Raw genomic sequence first — 11,861 nt, forward strand, 5'->3', positions numbered from 1 at the left:
AATAGTTAGTGGCCATGGGTTTGAATAACTATTTGCATTGTCTCTATCAGATTTTTTGCCGCAGGGCTAAGGGGATATCTGGGGTCGGTTGCGAGCACGACCCTATGGGTCAAAGAAAGCTCCGGCAGTTGCTTAACCACCATCGAACCATTTTCCAAATCCTTCTGCACTTGGGACAGGGGAAGGAACGCCAACCCACTGTTAGATAATAAAAACTGGTGTAGTGACTGGCACCCACTGACTTCAATAAAATTTCCCATCTTAATTTGATGGGTCCGATATAGTTTTTCAATAATGTTGCGAATACCAAAATCAGTCTCCTGCCGAGGCACAATGAGAGCCTGACCATGCATATCTTGCCAGGTAATTTTTTTGGCAGACGCTAAGGGATGGGTTGAGGCCACAACTAACAATAGAGGTTCTTCGTACAGATCTTCAAACTGAAACAGCTTGGCTGGGACCGGCAACGAAAAAATAGCCAGATCTATCGTTTGATTTTGTAGTCCTCGGATCAGATCATCCGTAGAATACTCAATGATATCTACACTAATATTGGGATTTCGCTGATGGGATAGCTTTAAAATTTCCGATAGGTAGCGCTGGGTATTAAAACAAGTCAAGCCAAGTGTCACCTTGACCACCAACGTTTGTGACGACTGAACCGCTAAGGACATGCCTGTTTCGATGTTCCTTAGCGCTGTTTGGCAATAGGAGATAAAGGCTTCACCCGCCTGGGTCAAATAGACTTTATTGGAGCGACGATGCAACAATTTGATGCCAACGATTTGCTCTAGGCGCTTAATCTGTTGACTTACTGTTGGTTGAGATAAGTTAAGCGCTGCAGCGGCGTTGGTAAAACTGCCTCGTTCTGCAACTTCAATAAAGGCAATTAATGCGGACGTTTCAATATGGCTGAGCTTAGACCTATCCATCAAAAAGCAAGGGCTCAAATATAATGCTCAATCGCCACCCAATTTACCTAAATCCCCATGCAATAAACCCGATTCAAAATGGAAAATTCTACCCGGTGTAATCCCCCATGGATGCCCTGGGATATCGGGCGCTGTCAGTTAGGATCTGGTGAAAATAGAAGATTAGGTTTTTTGTCTTCCTTGGATAAGGTCTCAGCCCCAGAGCTTGAGGATAAGCTAAAAAAATGGACTGGGAAGATTAATAAGAGCGCAGAATAAAAGTGACTGTTTACCACCACTGATTCTGCGCTCTTTATACCATGGGTCAATATATTAGGGGCTGTTAGGAAACTAATTCACGGCTTAATCCCCAAAGGCTTTTAAGTCACGCTTTCAAGCAAAAAGGCCATGATTTTAATTTTTAACAAGCCCTTAGGCTGGGAAAATCATTAGACTTTTGTTGCCTTGTACAGGCTATCAAAATCACCCATCATAACCTTTCCTGTGCATGGCCAAGCATCCACGGTCTACCCCCTGGCACCGTTTGATTTTTACGGGGAGACGGTGCAGCATCTTGACGACGTTGCACTAAACGAGGTTCAGAGCTCCCCTTTATCCTTGACGTTAAACTAGCACTGTTGAGGCTAATGTTAGGTGCGGTAAAAATGCGCTTAGCAACAGTGTCACATTTGGGGCAGGGCATGGGGTTGCTAACCTCTGCCATTTTTCTCCACACTTCAAAATCTCCGCAGTCGGAGCAGGTGTAATCATACAAAGGCATCACTATCACCTCAAGTAGGTAAAATATTTTGGTCAAAAATTTCGGTGGGCAGTGCTAAGGTACAACAGGCATTGGGAATGTCCACAATGCCACTCACACGGCCTTCTACGGGCGCACAGCTCAGCAATAGATACGCTTGTTCTCCAGTAAATCCGAAGTTCTTCAGATACTCAATGGCATTTAGACAGGCTTGCCTATAGGCGATGTGGACGTCCATATAATACTGCTTGCCAGTAAACTCATCTACGGAAATGCCTTCAAAGACAAGATATTCCGAATAGTGAGGCTCCACAGGACCTGGCTTGAAAATGGGATTGACCATATTATATTTGTCCACACCGCCTTTAATGATGTCTACGTGTAGGTCAATATAGCCAGACATCTCAATGGCGCCGCAGAAGGAAATCTCACCATCCCCTTGGGAGAAGTGAATGTCCCCCATGGATAGCTTGGCCCCTTCCACATAAACGGGGAAATAGATCCGAGTTCCTCTGGACAGGTTCTTGATATCGCAGTTGCCGCCATGTTCTCTGGGCGGGACTGTTCTTGCCGCTTCAGCGGCTACCCGATCATAGTCAGCGGTGGGCAATGTACCCAAAATAGCGTTAGTTGGATTGGGTAACGCCGCCAGTACGGGGTCATTGCCCGATAGCCCCGCACCATAGGTGCGTAGGTCAGGGGCAGTATTGACTAATTCTGTTTCGCGCTTGTTCCACTTGGCTAGCAGTTCATGGGAGGGGGCACAGCCAATGAGACCAGGGTGGGTAATCCCAGCAAACTTAACACCGGGAATATGTCGTGAAGAGGTATAAATCCCTTGGAGATCCCAGATGGCCTTGGCCGATTCAGGGTAGTGATCGGTTAAAAAGCCACCCCCATTTTTCTTATCAAATATGCCGGTGAAGCCCCATTCATCCCCCTGCAGGGCGCCAATATCCACCAGGTCAACCACCAGGATATCTCCCGGCTCAGCTCCATTTACCCAAATCGGCCCACTCAGGACATGGACAACCGTTAGATCGACATCCCGAATATCGTCGGGACTATCATCATTTTTTATCTGACCATCGGTCCAGTCTTTACACTCAATGCGAAAAACATCTCCTGGATTTACGGAGACTACTGCCGGAATTTCAGGATGCCACCGATTATGACCAGGCAACTCTTGCTCCGACATGGATTTCGTTAGATCCACTTTAAATAGAGTCTCAGGCACAGTGTTATCTCCTTGACCAGCTAAGGTGTTTACGTTAAATCGAACCAGGCATTAAATGCTCTAAAATGCCGACTATTGAAGACACTTCAAAGAATTTGCAAACGCTTAAACCATGTCCAAGTTGGAAACAGTAATTTCTCTACTGAAAAAACTCTAGTTTGAAACATAGAGATGGTTTATTCGGTTTGAACAATATCTGTGACAAACTACAAAATCAGAACAAGTTGTTCCAGTCCCACCTTGACAGGTAACAGAAGTTGGCACTGGCCCCAAGCCCATAGGAACTTTCATAGGTATATAGAAAACCCTAACTGTTGCGAAACAGTTAACGACTTCTATACTTGGGTAAACTCTTCATTCGATTGGATAATAGGTCTATTTAGAGACAATATATGTAACAACAGCTACTAGGGAAATAATTTATCCGTAAGAATACCGAAAATCTAGCTAACCTAAGCTTTAAACACGAAAAAGTCTCCTTAGTAAAACTAAAGGAGACTTTGACCAGGAAATGAAGTGAACTCATCCTAGCCGGAGACGCTTGATGGATAAATTAGCTCTAATGCAATAGTTGCAAACTTAAAAAAGTGAGATTTAGACCGCTAAATAACGATGGAGCAAGTCATCGGTTAACTGCTCAGTTGTTCCTTTCTGAACAATGGCTCCTTTTTCCATGATGAAAAATTTCTGGGCTAGCTTGCGAGCAAATTCAATTTTTTGCTCCACCACAATAATGGTGATGCCCTTTTCCTGGTTAATCCGTTTGAGCGTTTCTTCGATTTCTTGCACAATGGAGGGCTGAATCCCTTCAGTTGGCTCATCTAGCAGCATGATTTTTGGATTGCACATGACCCCGCGTGCGATCGCAAGCTGCTGCTGCTGACCACCACTGAGTAATCCTCCCTGACGATTGAGATGTTCTTTCAGCATGGGAAAGAAATCAAAAATCTCACTGGGAATGCGATTGCCCTTTTTCCCACTGGCACTAAAGCCCATCTTTAAATTATCTAGTACCGATAAATAAGGGATAATCTCACGACCCTGGGGAATATAGGCAATGCCCTTCCTAGCGCGTTTAAACGTTGGAACTTTGCTGATGTCAGTCTCATCAAAGGAGATACTGCCCTTGGTCAGTGGATTTAGGCCAATGATGCTGCGCAAAAGTGTCGTTTTACCCACACCATTACGACCCAATAAACAAACAATTTCCCCTTGGTTGACCGACATATTCACATCAAAGAGGACGGGCGTTTGCCCATATCCAGCCGTGACGTTAACCATGTCGAGCAATGTTTTAGTCGTCATTACATTACCGATTTCAGGCAGTGGCTTTAATTGTCTCATGGCCTAAATAAACCTCTATCACCTTAGGATTGCTTTGAACTTCTTCTACAGACCCTTCTGCTAAAACCTGGCCTTGATGGAGCACAACGATCCGTTCCGCAATTTGCTTAACGAATTCCATATCATGTTCAATCACCACGACGGAGTGAGATTTAGAAATACTCTTGATGATTTCACCCGTCATGTAGGTTTCATCCGCCGTCATCCCTGCCGTGGGCTCATCTAACAACACAATCGATGGATCTTGCGCCAACACCATGGCAATCTCAACCCACTGCTTTTGGCCGTGGGACAGGGACGATACCAGTTCAAATGCCTGGTCTACTAGGCCTGTTCTAGATAAAACATCAAAAATCTTACCCTTTTTTTCCTTCGTTAATTTGGCCGTAATGGAGGCCCAAATGCCGTGGGTACCCTTCAGGGCCAACAAAATGTTGTCAAAAACGCTTAACTCGTTATAGACATTAGGATTCTGAAACTTGCGCCCAATGCCCATGCGGGCAATATCATGGGGGCTGTTATTGGTAATATCTTTGCCCTGATAGTAAATATGGCCTGAAAAAACAGGAGATTTACTCACAATGGCATCCAGCAATGTGCTTTTACCTGCGCCATTGGGGCCAATAATGGTGACAATTTCACCATCATAAACATCCAGACTGACGCCACTTAACGCTTTAAAGCCTGAAAAAACAACATTTAAGTCCTTGATAGATAAAACCGATTCCATCTTTCCATCCATCTTTGTATCTCTAACGGATAAAACTGCTTCCATGACATGCTCCTCCTAGGGAACTAGTTTTTGACTGCATCGGGAGTTTTCAGCAGTTTGGGCTTGGACAAATTGGCCAAGCTCAGCTGCTTCGGCAATAAGCTCATCAAGCCATTGGGAATAAACAAAACCACCACCAACAGCAAAATACCGATGACCAGCTGCCAGTCTTGGGTTACTTTTTCTGCATAGTTCTGGACCTGCCCCAAAAGAATGGCAGCGAGCAGCGGCCCAACCAATGTGCCTCGGCCCCCAATGGCCACCCAAATCACCACCTGGGTACCAAAGGCAACGGCCAGATATACGGGCGAAATAAACTGGTTTAAGGGGACGAAAAGACCACCGGCCATGCCTGCCAAGGCTGCCGATAGAGTCCAAATAAAGATCTTAAATTGGGCAACATCGTAGCCAAGAAACGCAATGCGTTTCTCATTCTCATTGATGGACCGTAAAATCAGCCCCAGGTTAGACTGGGTCAGCCACCAGCTCAAGGCCAGCACAAAGACCGTAAAGGCTAAAATTAGAAAATAAAGACCAATGGGGGGAATGGGAGAGCCTAAGAAGCTTAATTTACTGACGTCCGTAATCCCATTGGTGCCCCCTGTGTAGGCCTGCTGACTAACAAAAAACGTGGTCAGTGCCGAAGAAATCGCCAGGGTAATAATGGTGATATAAACGCCGCTCACTTTGGAGCGAAAAATGAAATATCCCAAGATATAGGCGAATAATGCAGGGACTGCCACCGTTGCCACCAGGGCAATGGGGAAATACTTGAGGGGGGCAATAAACCAGGGAAGGGTTTCCAACCCATTCCAGACCATAAAGTCAGGCAGTTCGCCACCGTAGGTGTTGGAAGCCGCCGAAAGATTGAGCTTTAGGTAATAGGCCGACGCATACCCACCCAGGGTAAAAAACACCCCGTGGGCAAAACTTAAAATGCCTGTAAATCCCCACACCAGGTCCAGGGAAATGCCCAAAGAGCCAAACAACAACAGCTTAGACATCAACGAAAGCTGGAAATCCCCAAATACAAAGGGCAAGATAATAAATATAAGTAGTGCAATCCCACTGATGGCAGCCAACTTTGTTGGAAACGATGACTGTTTATATCCCATGACTGCATTTGCCATGACCGTACCTCCTAATAACGTGTTAAACCAATACGTGCCTTTCTAACGGGAGGCTATGAGCGTTTTTGAATCGTAAATAAGCCTTCGGGGCGATATCGAATTAAGACAATCACTGCGGCTAGAACAATGACCCGAGCAGTGGGGTCGTTGAGGATAAAGGCAATGACAGCATTGGCTTCACCAATTAAAAGAGAGCCTGCCAACACCCCAATCAGTTTATCCACACCGCCTGTCACCACCACCATCCAGGCATCGACTAAATAATCTTGACCCATGGGCGGGGCGACGGTTTTGAGGGCAGAAATAACCGCACCGGCCACCCCCGCTAACCCACAGCCATAGGCAAAGGTACCCATGTCAACTAGCTTTGTATTAACCCCCAGACATTTAGCCATGTCACGATTTTGGGTAACCGCTCTGATCTGTCGTCCCCAGGAGGTTTTATAAAACAAATACATAGTTACCCCCAGCAGCGCTAAGGCCACTACGATAATAAACATCCGGTAGTAGGAGATAGAAATCAGAGCGCCACCGCTATCGTCAGAGAGCAATGGCAAGTTACCAGATAAATAAGGCGGAGCTTTTACATATTTGAGCTGGGCGGTAAAAATTAATTTGACCACACCTTGTAGAACAATACTGAGTCCCCAGGTGGCTAACAGCGTTTCTAGGGGATTGCCATAGAGTCGACGAATAATGGTCAATTCCACCACCGCTCCAATTATGGCCGTGACCAAAAAGGCAAAGGGAATTGTCATCAACAAATCCATGCCAAAGGCATCTTGAAACACGAAGGTTACATAGGCCCCCAGCATAATGAATTCACCATGGGCCAGGTTGATGATGCGCATGACCCCAAAGGTAATGGCCAACCCTAGGCCTGTTAGCAACAAAATGCCAACAATACCAACGCCGTTGAGGGCCTGGTTCAGTAGGGTGACAATATCGAGTCCGCCAGTTGCAGCTTCAGCTTCTTCCTGGGCTAGCAAAAGGTTAGATAGAAAAACTGAAGATGGATCAAAGGCTAGCATGGGAAAACAGTAGGGTAAAAGAAAGCCAATAAAATCGGCAATTTCAATAGCTATAAAAGAAATTTGCTAGCCAATAAATCTTGCTTACGTCTATAAGATAATTCTCACGGCAAACACCGGGATTAGAATTCTTAATGTGTAGTCAATCAATATCAGCTAGCAGTTGAGAGGGTTTGTCTGCAAACAGTTACAAGAAAACGGGTTCTAGATCCTTGCCAGTTTCCTTGGTTGGGTCGCTGCGGTCATCCGGTGTTGTATGCTCACACACGCGACCTTTATACAGCGTCTGACTCCAGGCAATCGGCTTAACGGCGGCATCTGTTGCAAACACAATTTCAGCCTGGCCATCTTCCTTCCACTTACCAATACGGGAATAGAGGTAGGTATGGTAGTTGTCCGGGTCAATTTTGACCTTACCCTGGGGGGCGTCAAACTCCTGACCTCGGGTGGCCTCTCGAATATTGCCGGGGGTTAGTTCACCACCTTCTTCTAGAACCTGCTTCATTGCCTGGGCCATAAAGAAGGTTTGGAGATAGGCGGCTTCCATTACACCGTTGGTAACGCGACCCTTACCAAACATCGCTTGGAACTGTTCCACAAAGGCTTTGTTTTCCGGCGTGTCCACCGTCTGGAAATAGTTAAAGCTGGTGAAGTGGCCGGTGGAATATTCAGGACCCATGGCCTGAATTTCTTCTTCAGTGGTGGGGTAGGCCATGATGGGAATATCGTCGGACGTAATACCCGCGTCCTTAAACTGACGATAGAAGGCGGGAATACTGTCACCCACCAGGTTGCTTAAGACAAAGTCAGGCTTGGCTGCTTTGATCTTGTTAATGATGGTAATAAATTCGGTGGTACCTAGGGCCGCATATTCGTCACCGACGACGGTGCCGCCAGCTTTCTCCAATTCAGCCTTTGCGATGCGGTTACTTTCCTTGGGATAAATATAGTCAGAGCCAATGAAGAATCCCTTGGGGCCAAAGTTTTCGTAGCAATAGGGGATGGAGTCAGTAATTTGTTGGTTAGGTGCTGCCCCAGTGTAGAAGACGTTGGAACTACATTCATTCCCTTCGTAATAGACGGGATAGTAGAGGATGGCGTCTTTTTCTTCAAAAACAGGAAGTACCGACTTACGACTGGCAGAGGTGTAGCAGCCAAGGACGCAAACCACCTGATCTTCATCAATCAGTCGCTTCGACATCTGGTTGTACAGATCCCAGTTAGAGTCAGGGTTTACGACAACCTTTTCTATTTTCTTACCCGCAATACCGGCACCATTGGCTTCCCATGGCCCAGTACCCGTATTGATCTGCTCAATTGCCAAGAATGTTGCATCCTGGAGGGACTTTTCAACAATTGCAATTGTCCCTGTCGTGGAGTACATCACACCAACCTTGATGGGATCTTCCCCCAGGTCAGTCGATTCAGACGGTCCACTACCTCCACCCGTACAGGCAGCAACAATGCTACTACCCACAGCTAGAGAACCATACTGAATAAACTTTCGACGATTCAGATTTGTATCGGAAACGTGGGGCTTTGCCATAACTCTTATCTACCTAATCACAAGTTCAAACAAGGAAACCAGATCTCTCTATAGTTGCCCTACAGCTACGGTCGTTTTGTAGCCACCTTTCAATCACTGAAAATTTTCTAATAAGAAAGAAAACAATTTATCTGAATATTTGAATTCAAATACTTCAGAGAATGAAATGCTGATCGACGCAAGGTACCTTGAAAAAGGTATCAAACTGCCTGATTTTTATGCTATTAGTGCCGTAAAAAAGCTTATTCAGCCTTCCATGGAATAACAGCAAAAAAACTGGGAACACTACCTTGCGTCTTGTCATTAAGAGAATAGAACAGTCTCAGATGACTTTTGTCGTGTTAGATACGGAAAGTGTTCCCCAAAAAGAAAATGTCATGGCTTTTGGTTATTGAAAGCTGTTTTAAGATTTTATTCGCTTCAATATATAAACGGTGTCGGCGTGGGAATTACGCTGTTAAGCCTTGCTTCTAATAGCTTTTGACTTTTGGGTTCAATGTAAGCCGGTGACTGTCATTGTCTTTGTTAATAGCATTATTGTTTTTTGCAATAATGCTATTGCCGTTGCATTTGAATTGCAATATATGCTTTGAGTAACCAAGGTATCTTTCCATATGACGCGGTGATCGAAGCCAGAATTGTGGCTGGTTTAGGAAATAGTGATAGTCAGTATTCGCAACGCCAATTACTAGGTTCATTCAGGTGTGTTGAGGCTGTTGCTAGAACATTTTTTAGCTAACAAAATTCGAAAAGTGGGAGCTTTTTATGGCAATTCATGGTGATATCTCCTCTAGTAACGACTCCGTAGGGGTGGCTGTCGTTAATTACAAAATGCCTCGATTACATACTCGAGAAGAGGTGCTAGCAAATTGCAATAAGATTGCAGAGATGATTGATGGCATGAAAGTGGGTTTGCCAGGGATGGATCTTGTGATTTTCCCTGAGTATTCCACCCATGGCATTATGTATGATTCTGAGGAAATGATGGAGACAGCCTCCAGCATTCCCGGTCCTGAGACAGAAATTTTTGCAGAGGCCTGTATTCGCAATCGAGTTTGGGGTGTTTTTTCATTGACGGGGGAACGTCACGAAGCGCACCCCGAGAAAGTGCCGTACAATACGCTGATCCTGATGAACGATCAGGGTGAGATTGTGCAGAAGTATCGCAAAATTATGCCCTGGACGCCCATTGAAGGGTGGTATCCAGGCAACTGCACCTATGTGACCGAAGGTCCGAAGGGATTAAAGATTAGTCTGATTATCTGTGACGATGGCAATTATCCCGAAATTTGGCGTGACTGTGTGATGAAGGGCGCTGAATTGGTGATTCGCTGTCAGGGGTATATGTATCCGGCCAAGGAACAGCAAATTATTGTTTCTAAGGCCATGGCCTGGATGAATAATACCTACGTTGCCGTGGCCAATGCTGCTGGCTTTGATGGTGTTTATAGCTACTTTGGTCACTCTGCCATTGTTGGGTTTGATGGCCGTACCCTAGGGGAGTGTGGCGAGGAGGAAAATGGTATTCAGTATGCGGCCCTATCTAAGTTTGCCATCCGTGACTTTCGCCAGCATGCCCAGTCCCAGAATCACCTCTTTAAGCTCTTGCACCGTGGCTACACCGGGATGATTAATTCCGGTGATGGTAATGAGGGGATGATGGAATGTCCCTATGAATTTTACCGTGAATGGATTTTAGATCCCCAGAAAACGAAGGAGAAAGTTGAAGCCTTAACTCGTTCTACGGTTGGGACTGAGGAATGTCCCATTGAGGGCATTCCGAATAAAAACTCGCAAGTGCCGGTGGTGCCTGCGAAGAAATCGACGCCGGTTACGGTGACCCAGCCTGTATCGTAGGCGGCTTAAACAGTGGCCTATGGAGCAGCTCAAAACCGTGATAGATGTTGAGCTGCTGTGCTGTCGAGAATACGTATTTGTCTGAAACTGGACCTACTATTTAGGTGGGTTCAGTTTTGTTTATTAATACTTGAACGATATTCAGGCTTGTGGTTTTGACTTGTAGAAAAATGTAAGCCTGGAAGCGGAATTATATTGTTGTCTATTCATAACAGGAAAAATAACATTTTTAGAGAGTTTAGGGTATATTGTTGCTATAACGATTCACAGGCCTGTGCTTTGCACGGGCTTTTTATTTTTTAAATCGAGAAATCGAGAAGTTAAGAATTGAAGTTAAGTCGATTCTGTAAACGTATTTCCTTTTGGGCAAAAGAGGCTTAATTAAAGAGGCTATTGCTAAAGCTTTGAGTTTTTATAACCTTTATGGGTGGAAAAAGTAGTAACGATAACAATTTTGTGGGGCAAGTCCCTTGATCATAACGGGTGATATTGTTGCCAGCTTCAGCGCTGGCTCACTCAAGAGAATTCCCACCTAAGGGGCACTCCATGTATCTCACTCCCAAAGAGTTTGAACGACTCACCATATTTACTGCTGCAGAAATTGCTCGTCGCCGCCGGGAGCGTGGCATTAAGCTAAATGTGCCAGAGGCGATCGCATATATTACTGACTACGTCATCGAAGGGGCACGGGAAGATAAATCGGTGGCGGAACTGATGTCGGAAGGGGCCATGTTATTGACCACCGAGGATGTGCTACCCAATGTGGCAGGCTTGATTCCGTTGATTCAGGTGGAAGCCCACTTTCTTGATGGCACTAAGTTGGTGAGTATCCATAATCCTATTCGTCCAATTGTTCAGGAAGACGCGGCCCAAGGGGAAACTGCCAATGTCTAATCATATTGATCTGTCGCCCGGTGGGGTGAGTTGCCCGGAAGGGATGCTGTCGCTCAATGCCAATCGGGAGACAAAGACGATTACCGTGGCCAATGGGGGAGATCGCCCCATCCAGGTGGGGTCCCATTATCACTTTTTTGAGGTGAATCGTGCCCTGCGGTTTGATCGCGCAGAGTCCTTTGGTTTTCGTTTGGATATTCCTGCCGGTACGGCGGTGCGGTTTGAACCAGGGGATACCAAGTCCATAACGCTGGTGGCGTTGGGGGGAACTCGCCAGGTGCGGGGGCTGAACAGTCTGGTGAATGGCGCGCTGGACGATGCCGGCTGTAAACAAGCTGCCTTAGACCGATTGCGTACTACTGGATTTGAGAGTGAATAG

At 45.8% G+C, this 11,861-nt stretch carries 9 protein-coding genes and 1 pseudogene; 2 read left to right on the top strand and 8 right to left on the bottom strand.

From position 1 onward, the window contains the following. Positions 1 to 5: 5 nt before the first annotated feature. The 8 genes from IXB28_RS08395 to IXB28_RS08430 form a co-directional block, all read right to left on the bottom strand. Entirely contained in the window at positions 6 to 932 is a 927-nt protein-coding gene (locus IXB28_RS08395; protein ID WP_215618127.1) for a LysR family transcriptional regulator, read from the bottom strand. Between the two features lie 469 nt (positions 933 to 1,401). Then, the gene (locus IXB28_RS17035; protein WP_215618128.1) at positions 1,402 to 1,692 is read right to left on the bottom strand and encodes an FmdB family zinc ribbon protein; all 291 of its coding nucleotides are present in this window, start codon (positions 1,690 to 1,692) and stop codon (positions 1,402 to 1,404) included. A 10-nt stretch (positions 1,693 to 1,702) separates the two neighbouring features. Continuing rightward, positions 1,703 to 2,908 (bottom strand): formamidase, encoded by a 1,206-nt coding sequence (fmdA, locus tag IXB28_RS08405; protein WP_215618129.1) that lies wholly within the window; start codon positions 2,906 to 2,908, stop codon positions 1,703 to 1,705. 594 nt (positions 2,909 to 3,502) lie between these two features. Then, positions 3,503 to 4,213 (bottom strand): urea ABC transporter ATP-binding subunit UrtE, encoded by a 711-nt coding sequence (gene urtE / locus IXB28_RS08410; RefSeq protein ID WP_215618154.1) that lies wholly within the window; start codon positions 4,211 to 4,213, stop codon positions 3,503 to 3,505. Positions 4,214 to 4,226: 13 nt separating this feature from the next. Further along, positions 4,227 to 4,982, bottom strand: coding sequence for an urea ABC transporter ATP-binding protein UrtD (urtD, locus tag IXB28_RS08415; protein WP_215618155.1), 756 nt, complete (start codon positions 4,980 to 4,982; stop codon positions 4,227 to 4,229). Between the two features lie 65 nt (positions 4,983 to 5,047). Then, positions 5,048 to 6,154, bottom strand: a complete 1,107-nt coding sequence (urtC, locus tag IXB28_RS08420) for an urea ABC transporter permease subunit UrtC (protein ID WP_215618130.1) — start codon at positions 6,152 to 6,154, stop codon at positions 5,048 to 5,050. A gap of 53 nt (positions 6,155 to 6,207) precedes the next feature. Further along, the gene (gene urtB / locus IXB28_RS08425; protein WP_215618131.1) at positions 6,208 to 7,185 is read right to left on the bottom strand and encodes an urea ABC transporter permease subunit UrtB; all 978 of its coding nucleotides are present in this window, start codon (positions 7,183 to 7,185) and stop codon (positions 6,208 to 6,210) included. A 187-nt stretch (positions 7,186 to 7,372) separates the two neighbouring features. Next, positions 7,373 to 8,731, bottom strand: coding sequence for an ABC transporter substrate-binding protein (locus tag IXB28_RS08430; RefSeq protein WP_215618132.1), 1,359 nt, complete (start codon positions 8,729 to 8,731; stop codon positions 7,373 to 7,375). 765 nt (positions 8,732 to 9,496) lie between these two features. On the opposite strand from IXB28_RS08430, the gene IXB28_RS08435 reads away from it, so the two are divergent. Next, a complete protein-coding gene (locus IXB28_RS08435) occupies positions 9,497 to 10,588 on the top strand; it encodes an aliphatic amidase (protein ID WP_215618133.1) in 1,092 nt (363 codons plus the stop codon). 546 nt (positions 10,589 to 11,134) lie between these two features. Next, a pseudogene (locus tag IXB28_RS17040) lies at positions 11,135 to 11,861 on the top strand (urease subunit beta).

The organism is Leptothoe kymatousa TAU-MAC 1615 (assembly GCF_018739865.1).
Taxonomy (GTDB): Bacteria; Cyanobacteriota; Cyanobacteriia; order Phormidesmidales; family Phormidesmidaceae; genus Leptothoe; species Leptothoe kymatousa.

Excerpts from the sequence above, each read along its gene's own strand:
- urtC (WP_215618130.1), bottom strand. The coding sequence starts at position 6,154 with ATGGCAAATGCAGTCATGGGATATAAACAGTCATCGTTTCCAACAAAG.
- urtB (WP_215618131.1), bottom strand. The coding sequence starts at position 7,185 with ATGCTAGCCTTTGATCCATCTTCAGTTTTTCTATCTAACCTTTTGCTA.
- IXB28_RS08435 (WP_215618133.1), top strand. The coding sequence starts at position 9,497 with ATGGCAATTCATGGTGATATCTCCTCTAGTAACGACTCCGTAGGGGTG.
- urtD (WP_215618155.1), bottom strand. The coding sequence starts at position 4,982 with ATGGAATCGGTTTTATCTATCAAGGACTTAAATGTTGTTTTTTCAGGC.
- IXB28_RS17035 (WP_215618128.1), bottom strand. The coding sequence starts at position 1,692 with ATGCCTTTGTATGATTACACCTGCTCCGACTGCGGAGATTTTGAAGTG.
- urtE (WP_215618154.1), bottom strand. The coding sequence starts at position 4,213 with ATGACGACTAAAACATTGCTCGACATGGTTAACGTCACGGCTGGATAT.
- IXB28_RS08430 (WP_215618132.1), bottom strand. The coding sequence starts at position 8,731 with ATGGCAAAGCCCCACGTTTCCGATACAAATCTGAATCGTCGAAAGTTT.
- IXB28_RS08395 (WP_215618127.1), bottom strand. The coding sequence starts at position 932 with ATGGATAGGTCTAAGCTCAGCCATATTGAAACGTCCGCATTAATTGCC.